This window comes from Candidatus Tokpelaia sp. (assembly GCF_008636115.1).
Classification (GTDB): Bacteria; Pseudomonadota; Alphaproteobacteria; order Rhizobiales; family Rhizobiaceae; genus QLZD01.
Map to the genome: position 1 here is coordinate 154,961 of NZ_QLZD01000033.1, position 26,797 is coordinate 181,757.

21 protein-coding genes and 1 pseudogene are annotated in these 26,797 nt (G+C 50.0%); 8 read left to right on the plus strand and 14 right to left on the minus strand.

Annotated features, from left to right (window positions below; all coding sequences use genetic code 11):
* Positions 1 to 11 precede the first annotated feature (11 nt).
* Both DPQ22_RS06540 and DPQ22_RS06545 read left to right on the plus strand, forming a co-directional pair.
* Entirely contained in the window at positions 12 to 1,286 is a 1,275-nt protein-coding gene (locus DPQ22_RS06540) for a glycosyltransferase family 8 protein (RefSeq protein ID WP_150214326.1), read from the plus strand.
* Between the two features lie 175 nt (positions 1,287 to 1,461).
* Complete coding sequence (locus DPQ22_RS06545) at positions 1,462 to 1,854, plus strand: iron-sulfur cluster assembly accessory protein (protein ID WP_150214329.1); 393 nt, start codon at positions 1,462 to 1,464, stop codon at positions 1,852 to 1,854.
* 88 nt (positions 1,855 to 1,942) lie between these two features.
* Here the strand turns inward: DPQ22_RS06545 and mazG are convergent, their stop codons facing one another.
* A complete protein-coding gene (gene mazG, locus DPQ22_RS06550; protein ID WP_150214331.1) occupies positions 1,943 to 2,779 on the minus strand; it encodes a nucleoside triphosphate pyrophosphohydrolase in 837 nt (278 codons plus the stop codon).
* A 137-nt stretch (positions 2,780 to 2,916) separates the two neighbouring features.
* Between mazG and galE the strand changes: the two genes are divergently transcribed.
* Positions 2,917 to 3,927: a UDP-glucose 4-epimerase GalE gene (galE, locus tag DPQ22_RS06555; protein WP_150214333.1), complete on the plus strand. Its 1,011-nt coding sequence runs from the start codon at positions 2,917 to 2,919 to the stop codon at positions 3,925 to 3,927.
* A gap of 284 nt (positions 3,928 to 4,211) precedes the next feature.
* Here galE and DPQ22_RS06560 read toward each other — a convergent pair whose 3' ends face one another.
* The 6 genes and pseudogenes from DPQ22_RS06560 to DPQ22_RS06585 form a co-directional block, all read right to left on the minus strand.
* A complete protein-coding gene (locus DPQ22_RS06560) occupies positions 4,212 to 5,138 on the minus strand; it encodes a lipid A biosynthesis lauroyl acyltransferase (protein WP_150214335.1) in 927 nt (308 codons plus the stop codon).
* 38 nt (positions 5,139 to 5,176) lie between these two features.
* Entirely contained in the window at positions 5,177 to 6,205 is a 1,029-nt protein-coding gene (locus DPQ22_RS06565) for a zinc-binding dehydrogenase (protein WP_150214338.1), read from the minus strand.
* A 63-nt stretch (positions 6,206 to 6,268) separates the two neighbouring features.
* Positions 6,269 to 7,558: a beta-ketoacyl-ACP synthase gene (locus DPQ22_RS06570; protein WP_150214340.1), complete on the minus strand. Its 1,290-nt coding sequence runs from the start codon at positions 7,556 to 7,558 to the stop codon at positions 6,269 to 6,271.
* 89 nt (positions 7,559 to 7,647) lie between these two features.
* The gene (locus tag DPQ22_RS06575; RefSeq protein WP_150214342.1) at positions 7,648 to 8,850 is read right to left on the minus strand and encodes a beta-ketoacyl-ACP synthase; all 1,203 of its coding nucleotides are present in this window, start codon (positions 8,848 to 8,850) and stop codon (positions 7,648 to 7,650) included.
* 99 nt (positions 8,851 to 8,949) lie between these two features.
* Positions 8,950 to 9,237: an acyl carrier protein gene (locus DPQ22_RS06580; RefSeq protein WP_190323171.1), complete on the minus strand. Its 288-nt coding sequence runs from the start codon at positions 9,235 to 9,237 to the stop codon at positions 8,950 to 8,952.
* Between the two features lie 254 nt (positions 9,238 to 9,491).
* Positions 9,492 to 11,815: pseudogene (locus DPQ22_RS06585) on the minus strand (NADP-dependent malic enzyme).
* A gap of 526 nt (positions 11,816 to 12,341) precedes the next feature.
* Here DPQ22_RS06585 and DPQ22_RS06590 point away from each other — a divergent pair.
* From DPQ22_RS06590 to DPQ22_RS06605, 4 genes are read left to right on the plus strand one after another with little or no spacing between them, the layout of a single operon-like run.
* The gene (locus tag DPQ22_RS06590; protein WP_150214808.1) at positions 12,342 to 13,511 is read left to right on the plus strand and encodes an ABC transporter permease; all 1,170 of its coding nucleotides are present in this window, start codon (positions 12,342 to 12,344) and stop codon (positions 13,509 to 13,511) included.
* A gap of 51 nt (positions 13,512 to 13,562) precedes the next feature.
* A complete protein-coding gene (locus DPQ22_RS06595) occupies positions 13,563 to 14,411 on the plus strand; it encodes an ABC transporter ATP-binding protein (RefSeq protein WP_150214347.1) in 849 nt (282 codons plus the stop codon).
* 6 nt (positions 14,412 to 14,417) lie between these two features.
* Positions 14,418 to 15,383, plus strand: coding sequence for an MlaD family protein (locus DPQ22_RS06600; protein WP_150214349.1), 966 nt, complete (start codon positions 14,418 to 14,420; stop codon positions 15,381 to 15,383).
* A 15-nt stretch (positions 15,384 to 15,398) separates the two neighbouring features.
* Complete coding sequence (locus DPQ22_RS06605) at positions 15,399 to 16,031, plus strand: ABC-type transport auxiliary lipoprotein family protein (RefSeq protein ID WP_320411423.1); 633 nt, start codon at positions 15,399 to 15,401, stop codon at positions 16,029 to 16,031.
* A 124-nt stretch (positions 16,032 to 16,155) separates the two neighbouring features.
* Here DPQ22_RS06605 and DPQ22_RS06610 read toward each other — a convergent pair whose 3' ends face one another.
* Positions 16,156 to 17,415 carry a hypothetical protein gene (locus DPQ22_RS06610; RefSeq protein ID WP_150214351.1) on the minus strand — a complete coding sequence of 420 codons (1,260 nt, stop codon included), beginning with the start codon at positions 17,413 to 17,415 and terminating at the stop codon, positions 16,156 to 16,158.
* Between the two features lie 355 nt (positions 17,416 to 17,770).
* Between DPQ22_RS06610 and parC the strand changes: the two genes are divergently transcribed.
* Positions 17,771 to 20,014 carry a DNA topoisomerase IV subunit A gene (gene parC, locus DPQ22_RS06615; protein ID WP_150214353.1) on the plus strand — a complete coding sequence of 748 codons (2,244 nt, stop codon included), beginning with the start codon at positions 17,771 to 17,773 and terminating at the stop codon, positions 20,012 to 20,014.
* 230 nt (positions 20,015 to 20,244) lie between these two features.
* Here the strand turns inward: parC and queF (DPQ22_RS06620) are convergent, their stop codons facing one another.
* From queF (DPQ22_RS06620) to DPQ22_RS06645, 6 genes are all read right to left on the minus strand, one after another.
* Positions 20,245 to 20,712, minus strand: coding sequence for a preQ(1) synthase (gene queF, locus DPQ22_RS06620; RefSeq protein WP_150214356.1), 468 nt, complete (start codon positions 20,710 to 20,712; stop codon positions 20,245 to 20,247).
* 174 nt (positions 20,713 to 20,886) lie between these two features.
* Positions 20,887 to 21,345, minus strand: a complete 459-nt coding sequence (queF, locus tag DPQ22_RS06625) for a preQ(1) synthase (protein ID WP_150214358.1) — start codon at positions 21,343 to 21,345, stop codon at positions 20,887 to 20,889.
* Positions 21,346 to 21,387: 42 nt separating this feature from the next.
* Complete coding sequence (gene queC / locus DPQ22_RS06630; protein ID WP_150214360.1) at positions 21,388 to 22,104, minus strand: 7-cyano-7-deazaguanine synthase QueC; 717 nt, start codon at positions 22,102 to 22,104, stop codon at positions 21,388 to 21,390.
* 8 nt (positions 22,105 to 22,112) lie between these two features.
* Positions 22,113 to 22,769, minus strand: a complete 657-nt coding sequence (locus DPQ22_RS06635) for a YrbL family protein (protein ID WP_150214362.1) — start codon at positions 22,767 to 22,769, stop codon at positions 22,113 to 22,115.
* Between the two features lie 118 nt (positions 22,770 to 22,887).
* Complete coding sequence (lexA, locus tag DPQ22_RS06640; protein ID WP_150214364.1) at positions 22,888 to 23,637, minus strand: transcriptional repressor LexA; 750 nt, start codon at positions 23,635 to 23,637, stop codon at positions 22,888 to 22,890.
* A gap of 310 nt (positions 23,638 to 23,947) precedes the next feature.
* Complete coding sequence (locus DPQ22_RS06645) at positions 23,948 to 26,494, minus strand: Rne/Rng family ribonuclease (RefSeq protein WP_150214367.1); 2,547 nt, start codon at positions 26,492 to 26,494, stop codon at positions 23,948 to 23,950.
* Positions 26,495 to 26,797 lie beyond the last annotated feature (303 nt).

A 26,797-nucleotide genomic window follows, 5' to 3' on the forward strand; every position in this document is an offset into this window, starting at 1 on the left:
GATGAGGCAGAATGGCTTACGCAAATATGGCGGCCAATAAGGCCGCAGATTTTGGTAAATCTTCGGTTGATATAGAGGGTCGGGCCGGTGGGAGCCTGGCAGAAGCCGGCATTAGTCCTGCAAAAAAAAGGCAGGATAACAAGCCGAAAACGGTTGTTTTTGCCTGCGATGAAAATTATGCGCCTTATTTGCCGGTAGTTCTCCAGTCTTTGATTGATCATTCTTCTGCTGCTTATGGCTATGAAATCGTCATTATGGATTGTTGCGCCGATCCGCAATCGGAAATTTTTGATGAAATGCGGCATAATTTACAGGAAATGCTGACGGGAAAGAGTAATTTTTCTCTGAAATATATCAAACTGCGTGCCGCTTTGGAGCAAAATGCTTTTTTACGCAAAAATGAGCCGGCGCTAAAACGCTATGGCTACGGCACTTATGCGCGTGTTTTTATCCCCGATTTATTGGCCGATTGTGAAAAAGCGCTGTATCTGGATATTGATCATATTATTCTGGCTGATATTGCCGCCCTTTTTGCTTTGCCGCTGGGAGACAGGCTGATCGCCGCCGTGCCCGATGTCAATGTTGCTGCTTTGCGCCTGCAAGCGGATTCCCGGCGCAAGCAACTGGTTGAGCAAAAACTGGGGCTTCTGCCGGATAATTATTATATTGTCGCCAGCCCGATGTTATTTAATATTCAGGCTTGCCGCAAATTCGGTTTTACAGAAAAAATTCTTGCTTTACTGGCGCAGGATTATAAATTGCCCTTTCCGGATCAGGACGCTATTAACGCTGTCTGCAAGGGGCAGATATTTTATCTGCCGCAAAAATGGGGGCGGGTTAATGCCCGCAATTTTGCCGGCCTGTGCGATATTATTCGCAAAGGCGGCAATTCTCAACAAATTGCAACAGTGCTGGGCGATTGGCGCGCCGATTCTACTGATATTGCTGTGATTCATTATGTGACAACGCCCAAGCCGTGGGGCGGTGTCGGCCCCGATTATTCCGGCCTATGGTGGCATTATGCAACAAAAACCGCAAACGGCGTAGCTTTATTGTTTTCTCTGCTTTTTCCCCTTGTCGCGCCGGGGGCGCGGGGTTATTTTGTCAAAACCTATAAATTATTTGGCCTGCCTGTTTTGACAATAAAAACTTTCCCGGAGAAAATATATTATCAGTTGGGAAAATTCTCTTTTGTCAAAAAAATATATGGCAAGGAGAATTGTTATATTTATGTTTTTGGTATAAAAATTTTCACTATTCATAAAAAACCGGCTTGGGAAAGCTGATAAATCCTGTAAAAAGCAGTTTATGCCTGCTATATTCCGCCGCCGTAATTGGGGGGGAGTCTGCCAGAATAAGGTCGGATTTCACTTTAAGCCCTATCTTCCATTTTTGCTGAAAATCGGCTAATATGGCGGTTCTATAGGGCAGAATATCAATTTAAGACGGATAAAGCGGGTTATGGCGCGTTTTTCAATCGTGACTTTGACAGATAAAGCGGCACAGCGCATTAAGGAAATTTGCGCTGCTCATAAAGGGGCACAAGGGCTTTTGCTGGGCGTTAAAAAAGGCGGCTGCGCCGGGCTGGAATATAGTATGGATTTGGTCACGCCGGATATTTCGGCAGTAAAGCCGAATATGGATAAAATAGAGCAGGACGGCGCTACAGTATTTATCGAACCGCAAGCTGTGCTGTTTTTACTGGGGACAGAAATAGATTTTGAAGCCACGCCACTGCGTACGGGTTTTGTTTTTAATAATCCCAATCAGACTTCCGCCTGCGGCTGCGGTGTATCGGTAGAAATCACCCCCGCTACGGCTGAAGATTTCCGGCAGAAAGCACAATTAGCGTAATAGAAAATAAGTTAATGGCAGTGGTTTAATTGCATGGCAATAATTTATAAAGCCTGCCCGAGGTCTTTATAAGAGATATGTATCACTATTACGGGGTGTTGTTGACGCGCTCTTTGTTTTTTTCTTCCTTTTCTTTCGCTTCATTCCATAAGGTTTCCATTTCTACTATATTGGCTGCTGCCAGGTTTCTATGTCGTTTCTGCAGTTCTTTTTCTATATAAGTGAAGCGCCGGCGAAATTTCTGATTGGTTTTCTTCAGGCTGTCTTCAAAATTTGCTCTTATTTTACGCCCGAGATTGATAAGGGTAAATATTACATCACCATATTCGGCCATTTGTTCTTCAGCGCTGCCTTTTTTGATAGCTTCCTGTAATTCTTTCAATTCTTCCTGCAGTTTTCGCAAAACAGGCCGGGCTTCAACCCAGTCAAACCCTGTTGCTTCTGCCTTTTCCTGTAATTTGGCGGCCTCCAGCACTGCGGGCAGGGCAGAGGAAACTGCATCAAGATAATAAATATTACCTTGCCCTTTGGCAGCTTTTTCCTGCATTTTTATTGCTTGCCATTGCTGTTTATGCGCAGCAGCGTCAAGCCTTGCAGTTTTGGCGGCAGCCGGGCCGAAAATATGCGCGTGCCGGCGGATAAGCTTGCTGTTAACGGCTTGCACCACATTATTAAAATTAAAACTGCCTTCTTCTTCGGCCAATCGGGCATGATAGACAATCTGCAACAGTAGATCCCCCAGCTCTTCACATAAATCCTGCTTATTATTGCGATTGACAGCGTCAACCACCTCATAGGCTTCTTCTATTGCATAGGGGGCAAGAGAGCGAAAATTCTGCTTTATATCCCAGGCAGAACCGGTTTGCGGGTGGCGCAGAGCGACTATGAGAGCCAATAATTGTTCTATTTTATCGCTAGCCTGCATAATTTGCTCTTTTGCGGCAATTTATATTGGGGGCGGGTGAGGCGGATATTTTGGCCTCGGCTTGCCTTTTGCCTTAATCTGTTCCAAAATAAAGAAGAAGCAGAGGCAATGCAAGGCACAATTAAACGGGAGCAATTATGACAATTCTGGTCACAGGCGGCGCGGGTTATATTGGGTCTCATATTTGTGTTTCCCTGTTATTGCAGGGTCATTCTGTTGTCATTATTGACAATTTTTCCAATAGTTATGCGGAAGTCATAGAGCGTATTGCTGCTATAACCGGTAAAAAACCGGTTTTGGCGAAAGGTGATATTCGCGATCGTACTTTTTTGAAATCTGTGCTGGAAACTTACAAATGCAGCGCCGTTATTCATTTGGCCGGGCTGAAAGCAGTAGGGGAATCTGCGCACCGGCCGCTGGATTATTATGATTGCAATGTTTATGGCAGTCTGTGTCTGTTACAGGCCATGCAGGCCGCCAATGTTAAAAAATTCATTTTTTCTTCCACCGCCACGGTTTACGGAGTGCCGCAATATTTACCTTATGATGAAAAGCACCCTCTGGCGCCGGAAAATGTCTATGGTCGCAGCAAATTGATGGTAGAAACCATAATGGCGGATTTGTATGCGGCCGATCCCGGCTGGAGTTTCAGCATTTTGCGCTATTTTAACCCTGTCGGCGCGCATGAAAGTGGCCTGATAGGAGAAGATCCGCGCGGTCACCCCAATAATTTAATGCCGATTATTGCCCAGGTGGCCGGCGGCCGGCGAGAAAAATTGACCATTTGGGGCAATGATTATCCGACAGCAGACGGCACCGGGCGGCGTGATTATATTCATGTTGCCGATCTGGCTGAAGGTCATGTAGCGGCGCTGGCGCATTTGGAAAAAGCAGGGCTGAATATTTACAATCTTGGTTGCGGCCGGCCCTATAGCGTTTTTGATGTGATTCATACTTTTGAGCATATTTCAAATCGTCCGATAAATTATGATATTGGGCCGCGCCGCGCCGGCGATATAGCAGAATTTTATGCTAATGCTGCGGCCGCCAAAGATAAACTGGGGTGGGAGGCAAAGCGGGATTTGCGTTCTATGTGCGCCGATATGTGGAATTTTCAGGTAAAAAATCCGCAAGGTTATCAGGGCTAATATTCCCGAATATTTATCAGCTTTATTTGCTGCTCCAGATGATCGGCCTTGCGTTTTGTTTCGCTTCTTTCCTGTTTTCTGACAGACCCCGGCAATCCGGCTGATTTGCTGTTTTTTCAGTAGATTAGCCGGTTTTCATTGATCAGGATTCCCGTTTTGCTGAAAATCTTTTCATTTTTCTGCAAGATTATCTGTCTTATCAGCTTCTCCCTGCTTTGCATGCGGTATTATAGGGTGAATCTGTAATATCGGGCAACTATAGAGCCGGCTATATAATATTGCCGTTATTTTCGGCCGTTTTTCCAGCGTTTATGAAACCACAGCCATTGCTCCGGATATTCCCGAACCCAGCTTTCTACAATAAGATTCAGTTTTTGCGTGGCGGCGATAATGTCGATAGTGCCGTCTTTCCGGCGCGGCAGGGTAAGGGCAGGGTAAAGCTCCAGCCGATAGCGCCCCTCGGGCAGGCGAATACAGCGGACAGGATAAACCGCGCAATCAAATTGCCGCGCCAGCTTGGCCAGCAGCGGGTTGGTTTTAACCGGGCGGTTAAAAAAACGGCCTTTAATGCCGCGATTGAACTTTTGATCCACCAGCACGCCGACATTACCGCCTTTTTCCAGCACATTGGCCAAAGCCCAGGCCGATCCGGCTTTAGAGGGCACAAGATGCCCCATATTTGTGCGCCGCGCCTTTAAGACGCGTTTAGCTATATAAGGATTATTCGGCGGGCGAAACAGCGCCGTTACATTCAGGTCAAACGCCGCCGCGCAAATCGGCAAAAGTTCAAAATTACCCGTATGAGCGGTGAAAAATATATGCGGTTTTTTTTCATCGCGCAATTTGATAAATAAATCTCTGCCCGAGACTTCAACCAGCCCCGGTTTTTCGGCCAAGGGATCAAAATCAAAAATTTTATCAAGATACACATATTCGGCAAACAGGCGGCCGACATTATCCCACATGCCGCGTGCAATAGCGCGGCGCTCCTGTTCTGACTTTTCTGGAAAAGCGGCGCGCAAATTCCGCAAAGCCACCTGATGCCGCCGGGTCAAAGGCCCAAGAAAACGCGCCAGCCAGGCAAAAAAAGCAATACCCTGTCTGGCCGGAAAACATTTAAGCCCGGCAAGACATAAAAAAACCGCCGCGGCTGTCAGCCAATCCCAGCCGCGTTTAAGAGTTTTTCTTGGCAGGCGCAATAAGGGTTTCATAATTTCTCTAAAGAAACCAATCGAATATGCCTGTTTTTTCAGGCAATTTCCAGAATAATTTTGCCGAAGACATTACGCTCTTCCATGCGTTGCAAGGCTTCGCCAATAGCATTGAACGGCGCTACCGTATCAATAACCGGGTGCACCAGACCCTGCGCTATTTTTTGCATGGCATTGGCCATATTTTCCATACGGCAACCAAAAGAGCCGAAAATTTTCAGTTGCTGCTGGAATAATTGCATTAAATTCATCTGCGTGGAAATACCGGAAGTGGAGCCGCAGGTAACCAGACGGCCGCCGCGTTTCAGGCAGAGCATGGAGCCGGCCCAAGTGTCAACGCCGACATGCTCAAAAACAACATCAACTCCGGCTTTTTTGGTTAATTTACGGACAACGCCCTCAAAACGGTCTTTGCGATAATTGATAATATGATCAGCCCCCAAAGCCGCAGCTTTGGGCTTTTTATCATCAGAGCCAATAGTGGTTATCACTGTGCAACCTGTTTTTTTGGCCAGTTGAATAGCGGCAGAACCAATACCTGAGCCGCCGGCATGAACAAGAATTGTCTCCCCCGGCTGTAATTTGGCATTGTCAAACAGCATATGCTCCACTGTGCCGAAGGTTATTGGGGCAACAGCAGCGCCAATAGCATCGACACCGGGCGGTGCCGGCACCAGCAGGCGCGCCGGTATATTAACCGCCTCACAGGCAAAGCCGTCCAGATGAAAGCCGTAAACTCCGCCGACATAAGTGCATAAATTATCTTGTCCGGCCCGGCAGGCGGCGCACAGACCACAGGTTTTGGCACCGTAAACAGCAACCAACTGGCCGGGCAAAACCGAGCTGACACCTTCTCCCAGCGCTGTTACTTCTCCCGCTGCTTCAGCGCCGATAATCAGCGGCATTTTTCTTTTGGCAAAGGCCATACCGCGCCAGCCCCAGACATCAATATGATTAAGGGCGACAGCCTTGATTTTTACCGTCACCTCACCTGGGGCAGGTTTGCCCGGCGCGGCAATATTGGTAAGTTCCAGTTTGCGATTGGCTGATAATTGTAAGGCACGCATAAATTTGTCCTTATATTTGCCTGGATCTGGGCGCTGCACTCCCGTTTATACAGCAGATAAGGGTTATATTTTGTAAGCTTTCAGCACCAGGCTGCTATTTTGCCCGCCAAAACCGAAAGAATTGGAAAGAACCAAAGAAACCGGCTTTTGACGGCTGCGATTAGGCACGACATCGAGCGGGATAGTATCGTCAGGTCTGTCATAATTGATAGTGGGCGGGATAATACCGTCACGAATTGTCAAAAGGGAAAAAACCGCCTCTATAGCGCCGGCTGCCGTCAAAGTATGGCCAATCATTGATTTATTGGACGAAACAGGAATATGAGGCAAAGCATGGCCAAAAACGGTCGACATGGCCAAATATTCCATTTTTTCATTTTCCGGGGTAGAAGTGCCATGCGCATTGATATAATCAATAGCATCAATACCGATCCCGGCATCAGCCATGGCCGCCCGCATGGAGCCGACAGCCGGCGAGGCATCAGGTTTGGAGCGGGTGCGGTGGAAATCATCGGCCGTTTCGCCACAGCCGGCGACAATCCCCAGAATTTCTGCTCCGCGTGCCAGCGCATTATCCAGGGATTCCAGCACCAAAGCACCCGAACCTTCGGCCATAACAAAACCGTCTCTATCCTTTGAAAAAGGTTTTGAGGCCTTTTCCGGCGGGTCATTATGGGTAGAAAGGGCAGAAAGCAAAGAAAAACGAATTAAAGCTTCCGCCGAGACAGAACCGTCTGTGGCGATAACCAGCACACGCTTTTCGCCGCGCCTTATTGCCTCAGCTCCCATTTGAATAGCCGTAGCGCCGGAAGCACAGGCAGTAGAAAGTGAAACAGGCAGGCCGCATGTGCCGAAATCCCGCCCCAGCCGCTCGGCAATATGGCCGAATTGCGTTGTATCGAAAAAAGCTTCATACTTGTGGCGGCGGCATTCCGCCAATAATAACGCGTAAGAAGAGGGAGGACAGTCGCTGCCCCAATGCTGCCGGGCAAAATTATCCAGAGCAAAACGGTTTTTCCAGTCCAGCTCCACTGGCGGAGCAGCCAAAACCAGCCGCCCGCCAAAATTTCCCGGTTCAAACCCTGCTTGTTCAACTGCCTCTATTGCCGAAAGACGCGCCAGAGTTTCCGATAAAACAGAGGAGCCGGCCGCACTTTCCGGCAAAAAATCAACCGTGCCGGCAATGTAAGTGCGCAAATCTGCTATCGGGAAACGGCTGATTTTATGAATGCCGCTTATCCCGGCAGTCAATTTGCGCCAGTTTTCTGCTTTCCCCCGGCCAAGGGAAGAAACGACACCCATGCCGGTTACCGCAACAATCGGGCGCCCTTGTTTATCTTTTTCCGCGCTCATGCTCTATCCATTACCCGCGCCCTCACCGGCGCGTATTAAACTGTCTCAGGCAAACCGCCGCCCTTTTATCGGCAGAGGTGTGAGACATATTATACTTTTGACAGACAAGCGAGACCTTCCGCCCTGTCTATCCCCGCTATTATTGCCAGGGCTGATTCAAGCTCCGGCATTTGCGCCGGCTCCTTTTTTTCCAGCGGGGCAAAAGCCCGGCCTTTGTGCACAGCCAGGGCGGCAAGGGCCACGGCAAAAGGAAATTGCGCCTCCCGCATATGGCCGAATAAAGTGCTGAAAGCGCGATAGACAAGGCCGGCCTGTTGCAGGGCCTTTTCCTCCTGCTGTGTTACCCCATACACGCCGGAAGCGGCACTGACGGCAAAATCTGCCTTTTTTTCCGCTATTGCTGTTTTGATCATGGCAGATAGAGTTTCGGCCAAAGATGTTTTTTGCCGGTTTGTCTGACCGGTTGCAATAATATCAATTTCGGCATAGACGCGGGCGCCGCGCGTTTCGGCATGAGCGGCGCTTTCCAATACCAGAAAAGCACCTGCCGTGCCGGTAATAAGGCCGCCGGCCGCCTGAGCGCGCTCATCACCGCGGTGACGCGACCAGACAGGGGCATAGCCGTCAGCCTTGAGATAAGAATTCAGCTCCTGCCCCAACAGCATATCATAATGCTCGGCATTATAGGAAGCGCCCACCAGTATATGGCTGCTCTGGCCGGAGCGAATCCGGGCAAAGGCAGTCTCCATCGCCGCCAGGCCGCTGCCTTCCTCCCCCATGAAACTGCGGGAAGAACCGGTGACCTTGTGGACGATAGAAATATTGCCGGCCAGAAGATTGGAAAGCTGCGCCAGAAACAGAGTAGGGCGCAATTCTGTCAATAATATCCGGTTAAGCAGCCGGCCGCGCTCTTCTTCCGTCCGGCATAAACGCGCTTGCGCCAAAATCTGGGTGTCGACGGCAATATCACGCTCACCGCCGCCGGCGGCAATAATCATATCCATTTTGGCGGTCAGATCTTCACGCGCTTTTAACCCCGCATCTTCCAGAGCAAGACCGGCGGCATAAGTGCCAAGCCTCTGCCAAATCTCCATTTGCCGCTGATCGCTGCGGCGGGGAATTTGCAAATTCCAGTCCACTGCGCCAAGCCTGTGCACTATATAGGGAGCAAACCCCGTTTTATCCAGATTAGGAGCCAATGGGGCGGTAACAGCCTGCCAATGCGCCTCAATCCCTTCCCCCATGGAGGAGACAAGCCCGATACCGGTAATAAGGACAGAATTACCCTGCATGATAAATTATCCCAGACCTCCGCCAAGGCACGCCGCCCCGATCTCACTCATGTGCAAACTCCAGCCGACCTGCGGATTACGGCGCCAAAGGTAGAAAATTTACGAATCTTTCCTGGCCGCAACAAGAGCGTCAATTTTAGCACAGAGATTTTTGAGAACAAAATATTCCTCTTTATCCACTTTGCCTTCATTTACCTCTTGTGTCCATTGCTCAAGCGGAATTTTAATGCCGAAACTCTTGTCAATGGCAAAAACAATATCGAGGAAATCAAGGCTGTCTATACCCAAATCGTCAGTATTGCTCTCCGGTGTTATAATAGCGCGATCAATTTCGCTGGTTTCAGCAATAATATCGGCAACTTTATCAAAAGTAGAAGACAAATCCATAATTCCTTATTATCTGAAGCCGCTGATTTATCCAAATCAGCACGCTGCGGCAAACAGGTTTGGCGCAAACCGAGGATATATCCCCTTTAGCATGATATTTATCTCATGGCAATTTCCTGCCTTCTTCAGGGTCGGATTATTAAACAAAAACGGCAATAAGCAACAGGCTGACTGCCGTTTTGCGCGGATTTCCACCTTTGCGCCGACATTGGCACAAAATTTAATTTGGCCCACTTTGTCAGGCCTGGCAGTTTTTAGGCGCTTTTTGCCTTTTGACTCGTAGTCTCCACCACGGCCAGGGCTGTCATATTGATAATGCCGCGCGCTGTGACCGAAGGAGTCAAAATATGCGCCGGCCTTTTCACCCCCAGTAAAATCGGCCCTATATGCAGGGCATCACAGCGCTTTTTCAAAACATTAAGTGTAATATTGGCGGCATCAAGATTAGGGAAAATCAGCAGATTTGCCTCACCTTTCAAATAAGATGAAGGTAAAATACGGTCACGCAGTTTTTGCGATAAAGCGGCATCTCCGTGCATTTCTCCATCAGCCTCAATATCCGGGTAAAGATTGCGGAATTTCTCAGCCGCCAGCCGCATTTTCAAAGCGCTGTCGCTCAAGCGCGAGCCGAAATTGGAATGCGATAAAAAGGCAAGTTTCGGCTCAATGCCGAAACGGCGCACCTCAATGGCGGCCTGAACAGCAATATGCACCAGCTCATCGGCGGAAGGATCCTGGCAGACATAAGAATCCGCCAAAAAAAGCGAGCCGTTTTGTGATACCAGCAGGCTCAAGGCAGCATAATGCCCAATATTGGGCGCCAGGCCGATAATGCGTTCCACCAGGCCGAGATTTTCATCAAACCGGCCGGCCAGGCCGCACAGCATGGCATCAGCCTCACCGCGAATCACCGCCAAAGCAGCAATAGTTGTGGTCGATGTACGCACGAGCGTTTCGGCAATATTGGGGGTAATGCCGTATCTTCCTGCTGTTTTCTGCAATAAATGCACATATTGGCGATAACGCGGATCATCTTCCGGGTTGATAATATCAAAATCTTCACCGGCAGTAATTTTCAAACCAAGGCGGCGCAGCCGCACATCAATAACACCCGGCCGGCCGACCAAAATCGGCCTGGCGATATTTTCTTCAATAACAGCCTGTGCGGCCCGCAGCACACGCTCATCTTCGCCATCGGCATAAATAACCCGTTTCTGCTCTGCCTTTTTGGCGGCGGCAAAAATCGGCTTCATCACCAGGCCGGTGCGGAAGACAAAACGCTCCAGCCGCTCACGGTAGGAATCCATATTATCCAGCGGACGGGCAGCCACACCGCTTGCCATTGCCGCTTGCGCCACAGCGGGAGCAATGCGGGTCAAAAGGCGGGAATCAAAAGGCGAGGGGATTAAATGCTCCGGCCCGAAAGTATGATAAATATTGTCGGCATCGCTTTCATTTTCTTCCGGCTCTTCTTGCGCCAGAGCAGCAATAGCGCGCACAGCCGCCATTTTCATTTCTTCGTTAATGGCCGTGGCACCGACATCAAGAGCGCCGCGAAATATATAGGGAAAGCACAGAACATTATTGACCTGATTGGGGAAATCCGACCGGCCGGTGCATATCATGGCGTCCGGCCGCGCTTTGCGCGCTTCATCAGGCATAATTTCCGGTGTCGGATTGGCCAGCGCCATAATCAACGGCTTGGCCGCCATTTTTTTCAGCATTTCGGCCTTGAGCACGCCGCCGGCGGAAAGGCCGAGAAAAATATCGGCGCCCTCAACAATTTCGTTCAGTTTGCGCGCTTTGGTTTCTTTGGCATAAACAGCTTTCCAGCGATCCATACGATCTGTGCGGCCTTTATAAACCACACCTGAGAGATCGCTTATCCAGATATTTTGCACTTTTGCCCCCAAATGCACCAGCAGATTAAGACAGGCAAGAGCGGCGGCACCGGCACCGGAGGCAATAATTTTGACATTTCCCAGTTTTTTGCCCGCCAGTTTCAAGCCGTTTAAAATGGCAGCGGCAACAATAATGGCAGTGCCATGCTGATCATCATGAAAAACGGGAATTTTCATGATTTTACGTAGCCGATCCTCAATGTCAAAACATTCCGGTGCTTTAATATCTTCCAGATTTATGCCGCCAAAAGTCGGCTCCAGCGCGGCAACTGTATTGACGGCTGTGTCAATATCCGGCGCGTTGATTTCAATATCAAAAACATCAATACCGGCAAATTTTTTAAAGAGAACGGCCTTGCCTTCCATTACCGGCTTGCCGGCCAGAGGGCCGATATTGCCCAGGCCCAAAACCGCAGTGCCGTTGGAAATAACGGCTACCAGATTGCCGCGCGCCGTATATTGCGCCGCCAGAGACGGATCTTCCTGAATAGCCAGACAAGGTGTTGCCACACCGGGAGAATAGGCCAGCGCCAGATCACGCTGATTATCCAGCGGCTTGGTGGCCTGAATGCTTAATTTACCCGGCGGCGGCAGTTGATGGTAATAAAGCGCCGCTTTTTCAAATTCCGATAAGGTCTTTTTGTCGCTATTGGCTGTTTTGTTACCTTTTGCCATATCCGCCTCGGTTTCTCTCAGTTTAACACAATCTGCCCCGGCCTGCCGTCCTGTTTTACCGCCTTTACCGCACTGCGGCCGGTAAATGGAGCCGCTTTAAGCCGGACTCCCTTAATACAGGATATAAAGGTGCAGGGAAAGCTGACGGCAGTTTATTGCCTGTGGATTTTGACTTTTTTTCTGTCTCTCCGTTTTTTATCCGTCTCCGCCCGGACAATTAAGAGGCATAAATAAAACAGTAAATTGCGGGCTTCCGGCCGCCGCTCAAAGAAGAATTTTAGCTTTATATTAAGTATAATCGGCTAAAATAAGCATTATCAACGCTATAAAGGCCGCTAATTTGGCCTGCCGGCGTTAATAAGCCTTGCTGTTGCGGCCTATATAGGCTAAGGGAGTTTGCCGTTTTTAAGCTTATGTTAATAATTGCTTGAATACGGCATGAAACAGAGTTTGAACGCGCTATTATCGGTTTTGGGTTTGCCTTTTCCCGATTATGGTCTTGCTTTTGTAAATTTTGATTTGAGAACCATGTCTGTAAAAAAATCGCCTGTTTATAACCGGTCAGATGAGCCGACAATAAAAGAACGGCGTGAAGGCGGCGTTTTAATATTGGATCTGCAAGGTTCCTGGGATACCGGGACAGTGGCTGCGCTTGATAATACAATGCGGCGGCTGGAAAAAGCAGAAAGCGATACTGTTATTATCAGTCTGGGCAATATTACCAGGCTGGATACTGCCGGCGCCTGGCTGATTGAGCGCCTTTATCGCAGCCTGGAAAGCAAAAAACGGCATGTCTCTTTTGCCGGGGCAAAAAACGGCTGGCTGAATTTGTTCCAGGCTGTCGGCAAAACCCTTGATCATAGGGAAGATTATGTTGAAGCGCCAAAAAATTCTTTTCTCCGGCGCATATTGAACGGACTGGGCGAAACTGTAGTAAACGGCGGCCATGATTTCAAAATGGCAATGTTTATTCTCGGTTCGGTTATTCGCGGCACACAGTTGAAAAAAAACCGCAAACGCAGTGCTGTGAGCATGCCTGCTTTGATCAATCAGATGGATAAAATGGGCGTTGGCGCTGTTCCCATTATTATCCTTATGTCTTTTATTGTCGGTGCCATTATTGCCCAGCAGGGCGCGTTTCAGCTACGCCAGTTCGGAGCAGAAATTTTTACGGTCGATCTGGTCGGCATTCTGGTTTTTCGTGAATTGGGCGTGCTATTGACGGCGATTATGATTGCCGGCCGCTCAGGCAGTGCCATTACGGCCGAAATCGGCTCCATGCGCATGCGGGAAGAGACGCACGCCTTACAGGTTATGGGGCTTAACCCGATTAGCGTCCTGATTTTTCCGCGCCTGGTGGCACTGGCTCTTGTCCTGCCTTTACTGACTATTATTGCTGATCTGGCGGCGCTGGTCGGTGCCGGGCTTATTGCCGATTTTTATTCCAATATTTCGGTTAGTGCTTTTATGGCGCGGCTGTCTGACAGTGTGCAGTTGACGACCTATTTTGCCGGCTTGATAAAAGCGCCGTTTATGGCCCTGATTATCGGTATTATCGCCGCGGTAGAAGGGCTGAAAGTGGGCGGCAGCGCCGAATCGCTGGGGTTGAGCGTTACCTCTTCCGTAGTTAAATCTATTTTCTGGGTAATTATTGTTGACGGCTTTTTTGCCATATTTTATGCCGCCATCAATTTTTGACAAAACGGGTTTCGCCAATCGCCGGCAGGCAAAGGCGGAACGGAGTGAAAAATGAACGAGAACCAGGCCGCGGCCACTGCCATAGATAAAATAGATCCGGTTATTTCCGTGCGCGGGGTAACTGTGCGCTTTGGCAGCAAGACGGTTTTGAATAATCTGGATTTAGACGTTCGCCGCGGTGAAATTCTGGGTTTTATCGGCCCTTCCGGTGCCGGAAAATCGGTTTTAACCGGAACGATTTTGGGGCTTAACCGCAAGCTTGCCGGCGATATTAGTATTTTGGGCAAGAATATTGGTAAAATAAGTCAGGCGGAAAAAATCGGTATTGATATGCGCATGGGGGTTTTGTTCCAGCAGGGTGCCTTGTTTTCCGGCCTCACTGTTTTGGAAAATATTCAAGTGCCCATGCGTGAATATTTGCAGATTTCGCCGGCGCTTATGGACGAATTGGCCCGCGTTAAAATAGAACTTGTGGGGCTGGCGGCCGATGCGGCAGAAAAATACCCGGCAGAATTATCAGGCGGCATGATTAAACGCGCTGCTCTTGCCCGCGCTTTGGCGCTTGACCCGGCTATTGTTTTTCTGGACGAGCCGACTTCCGGCCTGGATCCGATAAGCGCCTCGGCTTTTGATGAGCTCATTGTCAGCCTGCGCGATATTATGGGGCTGACAGTCTATATGGTAACGCATGATCTGGACAGTATTTATTCTGTCTGCGACCGCATAGCGGTTTTAGGCGACAAACATATTATTGCCGAAGGGACGGTTGCCTATATGCAGCAGCTTGATAATCCGTGGATTAAGGCATATTTCCACGGCCGCCGGGCCAGACAAATGGTTGTTCCCGCAAAGCGCAGCCTCAGGCCCTCTCAAGCCGGGGAAGAACAGGTAACAAGGTAAAGAAACATGGAAACCAAAGCCAATTATACTCTTGTCGGCATTTTTACTATTGTGGTGCTTTTTTTCGCCTTTGTCCTGGTTTATTACACAGCGCGGCTGGGTGATCGCTCCAATTTGCAGCCTCTGGACGTGCGCATTCCAGGCTCGGTTACAGGGTTAAGCGAAGGCAGTCAGGTTCTGTTTAACGGCATTCGTGTCGGCCAGGTGAGCCGCCTGATGCTGGATCCCTCTGATCCCAATATGGTGATTGCCAAAACCGCGATTAACGGCACAACGCCGGTTACCCGATCAACCCAGGCGACACTGGGCTTTCAGGGTCTGACAGGGATTGCTTTTGTCCAGTTGAGCGGCGGCAATCTCAGTGAGCCGAATTTGCTGCAGGAAGCGGAAAAAGTTGATGCTGTTGCCCGTATTGACGCCGATCCTTCTACCCTGAATAATTTGCTGGCGACAGCGCAGGATATTTTTGCCCGCGCCGATACCATTCTCGGCGATTTGGAAGGCTTTACCCATGATGCGCGCGGGCCTCTGCTCCAGACTGTCAAAAATGCCGATGCTTTTACCTCTGTTTTAAAAGACAAGAAAGACGATATTGCCTCAATTCTTGACAATGGCAAGGAAATGATGGCGCGGCTTAATCAATCGTCACAGCATATTGACGGCTTGATGGCCAAACTTGATACTTTGCTTTCTCCTGACGATAAAAACAGCCTGACTGCGCAAATGCGCCAGACATTGGACGGTATTCAGCAGGCTGTCAAAACTCTGAATGCGCATATTGGGCCGATTGCCGCCAATTTGCAAAATTTCTCCGGCCAGGGTTTGCGCCAGATTCAGGCCCTGGCAATGGATAGCCGTCAATCTATTCAGCGTATTGAGCGCACTCTGTCTGATCTTGAGCAAAATCCGCAGCGTATTATTTTCGGCGGTCAAGGTTCTGTGCCGCAATATAATGGGAGAACAGGCCGGTGATAAAATTACCGGTGCATGACAGTAACATTGTATCAGGTAGTTTACAGGGAAGTGAAAAAAGTGACGAGCAAAATTATTATTATGTCTTTGTGTGCGGCCTTAATGTCGGGCTGCGGTTCTGCGGTTAAACAGACTTTTGATCTTAATCCCGCTTACAGGAGCGGCGCGACAGCAAAAACAGCCAGGCAGCACCGGCAAATCCTGGTGGCCAATCCGGGTGCGTTAAAAGCGCTGGACGGTCAGGATATTGTTATTCGCGAGGCGAACGGCTCTGTCGCTTATCTGAAAAAGGCGCAATGGAGCGACCGCCTGACCAATATTGTGCAAATGCGGCTCTTGCAGGCTTTGGAGGATACCGGGCATTTTGCCGGTGTCGGCCGGCCGGGTGACGGCCTTAATGCCAATTATCAGCTTATCACGGATCTGCGTGTGTTTAGCGTTGATATTGACAGCCAGGGCAGATTTGCCAATGTGGAAATTGCTGCCAAATTGATGGACGATAAAACCGGCAATATACGCAAAACGCGTGTTTTTTCAGCGAAAAGACGGGTAGAAGGCTCCGGCAATGCTGATTATGCCGCGGCTTTGGATAAAGCCTTTTCCAGCGTATTGCAGGATATTGTCCGCTGGACAGAATCTTCACTTTGATAAACAGGGTATCACCGGGCATAGTATCAGCCCGGTCGATGATAAAAGCGCTGCCCCGCCCGGCAGCGCTTTTGCTTTATGCAGGCCTTGTTTTGCAGCCGGCGGCCGATTTCAAAGAAAGCTGCTATTTATTGGCGGTTACATTAAGCCCCAAAAGATCAATCAACTGTTCGGGCGACAGCCACATAGCCAGTAAAGCAGCAGAAAAAGAAACAGGCTTTTGCGGCCGCGCACTTATCTGAAAAGATTGCGGATTATCCAGAAAAGCATTGATCTGGCCGGCTACCCGATCGGCAAAAGCCGTATCACGGAAATTTTGCGTATTTTGCAAAATATTGGCTTTCATCATCGACACCAGCTCCTGACGGGCAGTGGCGGAAGATTCACTCATATAATCAAGGATACGCCCTGCCAGAGAATTATCCTGATATGTCAGGGTAAAAGCATTGAAATCCAACTGCGAAGCCAGAGCCAAAGCCCTTTGGCTTAACTGCTGCTGTTGCTGCTCTGTCGGATTTTTATTCTCTGCCTGTTGCAGCGCCAGTTTTTGATAAGCACTGGCAAATTGCTGGGTAACACCGCTTAAATCACCGCTGAAACTCAGGCTGCCGGCTTTATCGGCGACCAATTTATATTCGGTAATATCAAGATTCCCCTTTTGCGGATTCCACAGAGCAATAGCGGAAAAATTGCCGCGGATTTTATCATAACCCAAAGCGCTCATCACTGTTTTGGCATTTTGCCCGTCCTGCCCGGGCCAGGCCGCGGGATCATAAGTAAAAGAGGCGATTTTGCTGATATTTTCAAACTGATTATCGCCTTTTTTTTCATATTGTGCTGTAATATTGTCAAGACTTAACGTTGTTTTATCGCCTGCCTGATAAGTGATATTTTTGATTGTCACATTTTTATAGGGCAAATATTGGGCGATAGTATAGGTTTGGCCTTTCGGGCTGATATGCGCCTGCGCAATTTCTATATTCTGCACAATAATGCGGCCGGAAAGACCGTCTGCCTTATCTTCGCTTTTATCGGCTGCCGCCGCCAGGCTGTCTGCTCCCGCCGCAATTTTTGCAACATTAAAAGAGCCGTCTGCCTCTGCCTTCACTTCGCTAAAAGCAACAGTGCCCAGATAAATCGGCAAAGAGGGAGTATCCGCCTCATTTTTTTGCAGCAAACGCACATTTTTTAAAGTAATATCATCTCCTGTAACTGTCAGGCCTTTATGATCCAAAGTCAGACCATAAGGCTGCATGCCGTCTTGTATAATATCGATAAAAGCCTTGCCGTCCAGGGCAAAAGCCGAGCTGGAAAAAGCAAGGGAGAGAGCAAAGCTCGCAACAAGACCGCGCGGAGCATGTTTAAAACCGGCGAAAACAGACATAATATACCTTTCACAAGCGCCTTGCCGGAAACTCTGCCTGATGGCAAAATTTACCGCAAATTTAAGCTATTACCGGCGCTGTTTAGCAATTATTCTGCCTTACCGCAAGCCTGTCTTTACTTTGCGCCGGCCAGCCAGGGTAAAATTCCGGCAACATATAGGGAGTTTATGCTGCCGCCTTTGGCCTGAGCGGCTTTTAGACCGCGCGGCACTTGCCGTTTTATCTTGCAATCTTATTTGTTTTTTTCGTAAATATTGCCGGTGACAGTGCCGATACAGGCTCAGGCAGCGGCTTTGCCAGTTCTGCCGGCTCGATGCCGGTGCTCTCTCATAATTAACGGCCAAGGATTAAGTCATGTCTCAGAGCATTGATCAGGTCACGCTGAAAGCGGCGCTGGAAGAGCGCTATCTGGCTTATGCGCTTTCCACTATTATGAACCGGGCCTTGCCGGATATACGCGATGGTTTAAAGCCGGTGCACCGCCGCATTTTGCATGCTATGCGGCTGTTAAAGCTTTATCCCGACCAGTCTTATGCCAAATGCGCCCGCATTATCGGCGATGTTATGGGGAAATATCACCCGCATGGCGATGCCTCTATTTATGATGCTCTGGTGCGTATGGCGCAGGATTTCGCCAGCCGTTACCCTTTGGTAGACGGTCAGGGCAATTTTGGCAATATTGACGGCGACAGTGCCGCCGCCATGCGCTATACCGAGGCGCGCATGACCGCAGTCTCGACTCTGCTTTTGCAGGGAATAGAAGAAAATGCCGTTGATTTTCGCCCTACTTATAATGAGGAAGATGAAGAGCCGGCCGTGCTGCCGGGGGCTTTCCCCAATATTCTGGCCAATGGCGCTACCGGTATTGCGGTTGGTATGGCGACCTCTATTCCGCCGCATAATGTGGCAGAATTATGCGATGCGGCGCTGCATTTGATTGCCCATAGCGAGGCTTCTGACCATGATTTGCTGCGTTTTATCCCCGGGCCGGATTTCCCCACCGGCGGCGTGCTGGTGGAAGAGCCGGAAAATATTGCCGAAGCCTATGCTTGTGGTCGCGGCAGTTTTCGCCTGCGCGCCCGCTGGCAAAAAGAAGAAACCGGCCGCGGCGCCTATCGGATTATTGTCACGGAAATCCCTTATCAGGTGCAGAAATCGCGCCTGATCGAAAAAGCGGCAGATTTGCTGCTGGCGCGCAAATTGCCGCTTTTGGACGATATTCGTGATGAATCGGCCGAAGATATTCGCATTGTGCTGGAGCCGAAAAGCCGCACAGTAGATGCGGAATTATTGATGGAATCGCTGTTCAGGCTGACCGATTTTGAAGCGCGCATTCCGCTTAATATGAATGTGTTGAGCTATGGGCGTATCCCCAATGTTTTGTCGCTGAAAACTGTGTTGCAGCAATGGCTGGAGCATCGCCGCCAGGTGTTACAGCGCCGCTTGCACCATAGGCTGGAAAATATTGCCAAAAGGCTGGAAATTCTCTCCGGCTATTTAATCGCTTATCTTAATCTTGATGAGGTTATCCGCATTATTCGCGAGGAAGATGAGGCAAAAGCAGTGTTAATGCGCCGCTTTACGCTGAGCGATATGCAGGCGGAATCGATTTTGAATATGCGCTTGCGCTCATTGCACCGGCTGGAAGAATTTGAAATCCGCCGTGAATTTGAGGCTTTAAGTGCTGAGAAGACAGAAAAAGAAGCTTTATTAGCCTCGACCACCAGGCAATGGAAAGCGCTGGCGGCAGAAATTAACGCAGTAAAACGGCAATTTGCACCTGAGACGCCTTTGGGCCGGCGGCGGACGATTTTTGCCGCCGCGCCGCAACATGATGCTGAAGATATTCACCAGGCGATGATAGAAAAAGAGCCGGTGACCATTATTGTCTCGCAAAAAGGCTGGTTGCGCGCCTTAAAGGGGCATTTAGCTGATTATTCTGCCCTTAATTTCAAGGAAGGTGATGAGTTGAAACTGGCTTTTCCGGCGCAAACCACCGATAAAATTATTATTGCTTCCACCGGCGGCAAATTTTTTGTCCTTAACGCCAATAGCCTGCCCGGCGGCCGCGGCCATGGCGATCCTATTCGCATTTTGGTGGATTTGGAAGAAGATCAGGATATTGCCGCCTGTTTTGTCTATGAGGCGGAGAGCAAATATTTGCCGGTATCAAACAAAGGCTATGGTTTTATTGTCAAGGCCGAGGATATTTTTGCCAATACGCGCAAAGGCCGCCAGGTTATGAATATTAAAGCGCCGGATAGCCTGCTGCTTTGCGCTAAAATACCGGCGACAGGTGACAAAAAAGCAGCCGATAATGTCGCTATTGTCGGCGAAAACCGCAAAATGCTGGTTTTCCCGCTGGATCAGGTGGCGGAGCTCGGCCGCGGCCGTGGCGTGCGGCTGCAACGCTATCGTGACGGCCATGTCAGCGATGTGCAAATATTTACTGAGGCAGAAGGGGTGACATGGCAAGATAGCGGCGGCCGCAGTTTTCGCCGCCGGGGAGAAGAATTGCAGGAATGGCGCGGCAACCGCGCCGATAGCGGCAAAATTGTGCCGCGCGGCTTCCCCCGTTCAGGCAAATTTGCCGGCTAGGTGAGTGGGAAGCTTATTGCCGGCTGGAGGCCGCGCCGCGGCAAAAAAAGCGGGGAAGGAGCGAGAAGCTGCCGCCGGGAGCAAGGGCAGGACGCAGCAGCGAAAACACTCAAAAGGAAGAGCCGCAAAAAACCCGGTTAAGCCGGCGCCGGTGATGAGCCGGCCGGCGCGCCGGATACATAACAGGCAGGGAGAGGCCTCACTGCCGGGATCCTTGCGCTTGAGCGGGGCTAGCGCCCCTGATAAGGCGGCACATCTTGCGGCGGAATCCACATGGATTGCGGCGGCTCGCCGGTTTGCCAGAAGACATCAATAGGAATGCCGCCGCGCGGGAACCAATAGCCGCCAATGCGCAGCCAATGCGGTTCCAACACTTCCACCAGCTTGCGGCCGATACGAATAGTGCAATCTTCATGAAAAGCGCCGTGATTGCGGAAACTGCCAAGATAAAGCTTGAGCGATTTGCTCTCCACCAGCCAGTTTTGCGGCACATAATCAATCATTAGCCGGGCGAAATCCGGCTGGCCGGTTATGGGGCAGAGAGAAGTAAATTCCGGCGCGGTAAAGCGGACAAGATAAGGGCTGCCCGGCTGCGGGTTTGGCACTTTTTCCAGCTCTGCTTCTTCCGGCGATTGCGGCCATTCCACATAATGACCCAGTTGCTTCAGATTTCCGTAGAGCGCCTTTTTATCATTCATTATAAATTACTCAAATTTTATATAACCGGAACACAAAGATAGTGCCGCTTTTTAAAGCGGCTTGTCCTGCTTTGTCAAATAAAAGCAAAAATAAATTAGGCTGGAGAGAGATAAATTAGAAAGATAATCACTAAGTTTAAAATTTTAAAAGTATTGCTTTTAAAATTCTTACCGTTAGCGCACATGATAGGGAGCTATATTTTGCTCGGGTATCCAGACAGATTTAGGCGGTTCGCCTGTCTGCCAAAAAACATCAATCGGAATTCCCCCGCGCGGATACCAATAACTGCCGATACGCAGCCAGCGCGGTTGCAGTAAATTTACCAGTTTCTCGCCGATAGTGACAGCACAATCTTCACGAAGAAGAGCTTTTTTAGCAAAGGAGCTAAGATAGAATTTTAAAGCTTTACTTTCCACCAGCCAGGAATCCGGTATGTAATCAATCATTAAATAAGCGGAATCCGGTTGATCTGTCAGCGGACAAATGGAAGTAAATTCCGGTGCGATAAAACGCACAGCAAAATCTTTGCCTTTTCGTGGGTTAGAAATTTTGGTTTTGATACCGAATTCGGCAAAATCTTCATAGACATTCTCCATGTTCAGCTCTTTATACGCATTCTCTGTATTCGGCATAAATTCCCTCCCATTTTGCGGTTAATCGGCCGTGCGATAAATTTACTGTTCCGACTCTATGCAGGTCAACCAGAAATCCGGATCGGCATAAAGCGTTGGGTCGGCTACCCCGGCCAGATAAAAAGCCTCACGCCGCTCGACACAAGTGCCGCAGCGGCCGCAATGCTTCTCTTCGCCTTTATAGCATGACCATGTCGCGGCAAAAGGCACCTTATATTTTACCCCGTCTGCCACAATAGCGGCCTTGTTTTTATCGACATAGGGGGCGTAAAGGCGCACCGCGCCTTCCAGCGATTTTGTTTCCATTTGGTTAAACAGCGCCAGAAAATCCGGCCGGCAATCGGGGTAAACAAAATGATCGCCGCTATGCACGGCAATAGCCACACTATCTAACTCATGCGCCGCGGCTATGCCAAAGGCAATAGCAAGAAAAATGGCATTGCGGTTGGGGACAATAGTCTGTTTCATGGTCGCTTCGGCATAATGGCCGTCCGGCACGGCGACATTTTTATCAGTCAAAGCCGAGCCGGTTAATTGCCCGCCAATGGTTGAAATATCGGCAAGGAAAAACGGCACCCCCAGCGCATCGGCGCATTGGCGGGCAAAATGCAGCTCCTTTTTATGCCGCTGGCCATAATCAAAGCTGATAAACATAGCAAGCTTGCCTTTGGCTGCCAGCCGGTAAGCAAGACAGACGGAATCCAGCCCGCCGGAACCAATAAGCGCAGTTTTATTAAGAGAAGTGTCGTCTTGCAGCATAATATCTTTCAGGCGCGGCGGCGGGCTGGGGTTTTGCCCTGTTTGACCAGCTCCAGACTGTTAAAAAACTGAGCAATTTGCCGGGCATTTTTTTTATTATTGAGTGAGGGAAAATAAGTGCGCAAGGGGATAATGGTTTTTTCTCCCATGCCGTCAATCAAAACAATTTGCTGTTTGCCATTACGCTCGGCCAGCACGCAATTCCACGGCTCAAGGTCAATCAGCACAATCGGCGCGGTTTTCACCCAGGCGATAAATTCCTGCAGCGGCTTTTCATAGCGGCTGCTGTCCTGCGCTATGCTTTCCAGCGTTGGCGCATAGCTGCCGTTTTCATCTCTTTCCGCTTTCACTATCTGCCCCCAGCCGTAACTGGTGGCAACAAGGCCGATAAAGCTGAAAATATGCGGCGGGCAGGGCAGAGCCTCCGGGTTCAGGCGCATTATTTCCGCCATTTCACGCAAATTGGTGATATTGGCAATGCCGGTCGGCTTGAAACGCCGCTTCCAGGCCGGCCGGTTGGCATGCCGGCGCTCTTCCTCCTGCCGGCTGGGCACTTTTACCAACAGCGCCGGGTCGTGCGGGTGGCGATAGACACGCCGGGTCGTGCCGTAAAACAGCGGCTCATTATCCGACAAATCCAGGAAATAAGATATAGAATCGCGCATGAACCGGCTATATGTTTGATCTTGGGCCTGCGCTTTTATACTATGATTTTCATGCCGCTAGCAAGCGCCAGCCGGGCGAAAACAGTCGGAAAAGGCCAATATTCTGCTACCCAAAGCGCTAATAATGGCGCAAAAGCCCCACCAGCACGCCCTGAATTTTAATGCGATCTGGCCCAAAAATGCGCGTTTCATAAGCGGGGTTGGCAGCTTCCAGCGCGATAGAATTGCCGCGGCGGCGATAACGCTTTAAGGTGGCCTCGACATCATCAATCAAAGCCACAACAATGTCACCGGGATTGGCTGTATCTGTGCGGCGAATAATGACAATATCATTGTTCAAAATGCCGGCATTGACCATGGAATCGCCTTTGACCTCCAGCGCATAATATTCCCCTTTGCCCAGCATATTGGCCGGGCAGGATAATATATCGGTTTTATGCTGAATAGCAGAAATAGGAACACCGGCAGCGATCCGCCCCATAAGCGGCAGGGTGGCGCTGCCGCCCGTAAACCTGTCTGTTTTCTCCTCAGCAGAGACAATATCAGGCGGCAATTTGTGATAAGAGGCATAGTGCCCGTTTTCATTTTCCCTCCTGTCGCCACTGATAATTGCGGGCGAAAATTTATACCCCATATTTGCCGGCGCAAAAGCGGTTTGCGGCAGACGGATAACCTCCAGAGCCCGGGCGCGATTGGGCAGGCGGCGAATAAAGCCGCGTTCTTCCAAAGCAGTTATCAGCCGGTGAATGCCGGATTTGGAGGCGAGATCCAGCGCTTCTTTCATTTCATCAAAAGACGGCGATATGCCCGTTTTTTTCATACTGTCATGAATGAAAAACAGCAATTCCTGTTGTTTACGCGTCAGCATGAAGCCCTCTTTAAAAATTATAGCGGATAAAACAGTGCCTTAAACAAACCTCCTCACTCAGAGAGAATCATTCTCCTTTCCGATACTGTTCCGCAGTGATTAAAAAACTTTCCACAAAGCCCGGTGACCGCGCGCTTTTTTAAAATTTGCCAAAAGCCGAACAAGCGAAATTTATCATCGCCAAAATTTCGGCAGACAGGTTAATATTGGCCGCCTTTGCGGATAAAAGCACGATTCCCGCCAAAAGGGAACCGGCCTTTACGGTCGATTTCCCCAAAGGGCAAATGAATCTGATAGAATAAAAGCAATTTTAAAGGAAACTGCGGCGCCCCCACCAGCCTTTCTTTTTTACCTTATCGGCTTTTTCTTCTCCCTTGGCAGCAGAAGATGTTATCACCGGTTCAGCCGCCGGTTCCTCTATCATTTTGCCGGAGCGGCTTTTTCTCTTTAAGGCGCCTTTATCCTCTGCCGCAAGCAGCACTGCTGCATCCCGGCCGTTATTTGCCGGATTATCCTGTTTTTTAGCGGCTATCGGGGCGGTTTTTCCCGCCTGCATTGCCCCGGGCAACGTATTGGCAGAATTGCGATTTTCGGCTTTTTTATTATTACGCCGCTTTTGCACCGCCTTTTTGCCGGCATCGCTTTTTTCTGTCTCATCTGCCGCCAGAGCGCCGACCGGTTCGGCTGCCGGACGACCATTCAGGCCGGCAGGCGGCTCTGCCGGCGGCTGTTTATCTGCAATAGCAAATTGCGCCGCAAAAGGCCCGACAGGTTCAGCCATAGGGAGCACAAGCCGGTTTGTGTGATCACGATTGCGCCGCCCGCCGCGCCTGCCACGCCGCCGCCGGCGTTTCGGGTTATCCTCAGATGCGGAAGAAGCAGGCTCGGACAGGGCCGCCGCCCGCCGCGGCGCCGGCATGGCAGAATCTCCGCCTGTCCTGCCTGTTTTTTCACGGCCCGCTTTGCTCTTTACCGTTTTGCCATGTCCGGCACTCTCTGTCGGCGATTCGTCTGCTGCCGGTGCTGCTGGCTCATTATTCTGCTCTGTCTCATCACTTGCCAAATTCCCGGCTTCCGAAGTTTTGTGAATTGCCAGATGTTCTCTGCCGATCGTATCATCTGCTTCAACGCCGATAGAGAGGCCAAAACGCTGTTCCAGCTCGGTCAGCGCCTGTCTTTTATGATTGAGCACATAAAGCGCGGTAGAGACCGGTGTCCTGACCATAATATTATGGCTGGGGCTGCGCTGCAAATATTCTTCAATAACCCGCAAAACATGCAGAGCCAGCGAAGATTGCGAACGCACATAGCCCTGGCCGAAACAATGCGGGCAGGGCTCTGTTGTGCTCTCCAGCACTGAAGCGCGGATACGCTGGCGGCTCATTTCCATTAAACCGAAATGCGAAATGCGCCCAACCTGAATACGCGCCCGATCCCCCTTCAGGCAATCTTTCAGCCGTTTTTCCACATTGCGAATATTGCGCTTTTCCTGCATGTCAATAAAGTCGATGACAATCAGCCCGGCCAGATCCCGCAGGCGTAATTGCCGCGCTATTTCTTCCGCTGCTTCCAGATTGGTTTGCAGGGCTGTTTCTTCTACCGAATGCTCGCGGGTGGAACGGCCGGAATTGACATCAATGGCCACCAATGCTTCTGTCTGGTTTATCACCAGATAACCGCCTGATTTCAGCCCGACTTCAGGCTGCAGCATACCGTCCAACTGGGCTTCAATGCCGCGGCGGGCAAAAATAGGGGTCGGATCGCGATAAGGCTGGACAAATTTTGCGTGGCTGGGCATGAGCATACGCATAAAATCCTTGGCCTCGCGATAGGCTTTGTCACCGGCCACTGAAATTTCATCTATATCTTTATTATAAAGGTCGCGAATCGAGCGTTTAATCAGGCTGCCTTCTTCATAAACAAGGGCAGGAGCCATAGAGGTAAGGGTCAGGTTACGCACATTTTCCCACAGGCGCATCAAATATTCATAATCGCGCCGCACTTCCGTTTTCGTGCGCGCCGCCCCGGCTGTGCGTAAAATAATGCCCATACCGCGCGGCACGGAAAGATCCTTGACAATATCTTTCAGCCTTTTGCGATCGGCCATATTGGTAATTTTGCGGGAAATACCGCCGCCGCGCGCCGTATTCGGCATCAAGACTGAATAACGCCCGGCCAGTGACAAATATGTGGTCAAGGCCGCGCCTTTATTGCCGCGTTCTTCCTTGATAATTTGCACCAGCAAAATCTGGCGGCGTTTGACAACTTCCTGAATTTTATAATCACGCCAATGCGCGCCGCGCCTGCCGGTGTCGCGCTTCGGCATTTCTTCCAGCACATCTTCCGCCCCGACCAGATCTATCGGAGCTTCATCATCAGCGCCGTCTTCGTCAGCCTCATGATTATCGCCTTCCAGCTCCTCGCTGTCCTCAGCAATATTATTCTCAGGCGCAGCAGCGGCAACCGCCGCAGGGCGGCGTCCCCGGCTTTTGCGGCCGTTTGCTGCGGCCCCATTATTATCCGCCCCGGCTTTTTTAACCTCAGAATCGGCGCCGTCATCATCAGCTACGCTTCTCTCTTCCGCTTCCAGCAAGGCCTGGCGGTCAGCTACGGGGATTTGATAATAATCCGGGTGAATTTCAGAAAAAGCCAGAAAACCGTGCCTGTTGCCGCCATATTCAACAAAGGCGGCCTGCAGGGACGGCTCAACACGCGTGACCCGGGCAAGATAAATATTGCCTTTTAACTGTTTTTTATGCTCTGATTCAAAATCAAATTCTTCAATACGATGACCTTTGGTTACGACAACGCGCGTTTCCTCCGGGTGAGAGGCATCGATAAGCATTTTGTTTGACATTGTGTAAAATCCCGACGGCATGAAATTTTGCCGACAAATAGGGCAGATAAAACACTATGCGGACGGGAATTCTTCCCGCATAATTGTTTTACCCCCATGATAAACATAATAAAAAACAGGCCGGCGGTTTTACACATTACGGCAAATGCGTAACCGGGAGCCTGCATTTTCAGTGAATAATATCCATATAATGTGGCCGGTTTCGTTATGGCAGACTTGCTCTTGTCCGCATGATCGGCTATCTGCCCGGCCGAAGCCGGAGCCTGATAAATATTTTTGCCCTGGAGCAAGGCTTTGCCCGAG

Coding starts and splice junctions, on each gene's coding strand:
- DPQ22_RS06540 (WP_150214326.1), top strand. CDS start 12: ATGGCTTACGCAAATATGGCGGCCAATAAGGCCGCAGATTTTGGTAAA.
- DPQ22_RS06545 (WP_150214329.1), top strand. CDS start 1,462: ATGGCGCGTTTTTCAATCGTGACTTTGACAGATAAAGCGGCACAGCGC.
- mazG (WP_150214331.1), bottom strand. CDS start 2,779: ATGCAGGCTAGCGATAAAATAGAACAATTATTGGCTCTCATAGTCGCT.
- galE (WP_150214333.1), top strand. CDS start 2,917: ATGACAATTCTGGTCACAGGCGGCGCGGGTTATATTGGGTCTCATATT.
- DPQ22_RS06560 (WP_150214335.1), bottom strand. CDS start 5,138: ATGAAACCCTTATTGCGCCTGCCAAGAAAAACTCTTAAACGCGGCTGG.
- DPQ22_RS06565 (WP_150214338.1), bottom strand. CDS start 6,205: ATGCGTGCCTTACAATTATCAGCCAATCGCAAACTGGAACTTACCAAT.
- DPQ22_RS06570 (WP_150214340.1), bottom strand. CDS start 7,558: ATGAGCGCGGAAAAAGATAAACAAGGGCGCCCGATTGTTGCGGTAACC.
- DPQ22_RS06575 (WP_150214342.1), bottom strand. CDS start 8,850: ATGCAGGGTAATTCTGTCCTTATTACCGGTATCGGGCTTGTCTCCTCC.
- DPQ22_RS06580 (WP_190323171.1), bottom strand. CDS start 9,237: ATGGATTTGTCTTCTACTTTTGATAAAGTTGCCGATATTATTGCTGAA.
- DPQ22_RS06590 (WP_150214808.1), top strand. CDS start 12,342: ATGTCTGTAAAAAAATCGCCTGTTTATAACCGGTCAGATGAGCCGACA.
- DPQ22_RS06595 (WP_150214347.1), top strand. CDS start 13,563: ATGAACGAGAACCAGGCCGCGGCCACTGCCATAGATAAAATAGATCCG.
- DPQ22_RS06600 (WP_150214349.1), top strand. CDS start 14,418: ATGGAAACCAAAGCCAATTATACTCTTGTCGGCATTTTTACTATTGTG.
- DPQ22_RS06605 (WP_320411423.1), top strand. CDS start 15,399: ATGACAGTAACATTGTATCAGGTAGTTTACAGGGAAGTGAAAAAAGTG.
- DPQ22_RS06610 (WP_150214351.1), bottom strand. CDS start 17,415: ATGTCTGTTTTCGCCGGTTTTAAACATGCTCCGCGCGGTCTTGTTGCG.
- parC (WP_150214353.1), top strand. CDS start 17,771: ATGTCTCAGAGCATTGATCAGGTCACGCTGAAAGCGGCGCTGGAAGAG.
- queF (WP_150214356.1), bottom strand. CDS start 20,712: ATGAATGATAAAAAGGCGCTCTACGGAAATCTGAAGCAACTGGGTCAT.
- queF (WP_150214358.1), bottom strand. CDS start 21,345: ATGCCGAATACAGAGAATGCGTATAAAGAGCTGAACATGGAGAATGTC.
- queC (WP_150214360.1), bottom strand. CDS start 22,104: ATGCTGCAAGACGACACTTCTCTTAATAAAACTGCGCTTATTGGTTCC.
- DPQ22_RS06635 (WP_150214362.1), bottom strand. CDS start 22,769: ATGCGCGATTCTATATCTTATTTCCTGGATTTGTCGGATAATGAGCCG.
- lexA (WP_150214364.1), bottom strand. CDS start 23,637: ATGCTGACGCGTAAACAACAGGAATTGCTGTTTTTCATTCATGACAGT.
- DPQ22_RS06645 (WP_150214367.1), bottom strand. CDS start 26,494: ATGTCAAACAAAATGCTTATCGATGCCTCTCACCCGGAGGAAACGCGC.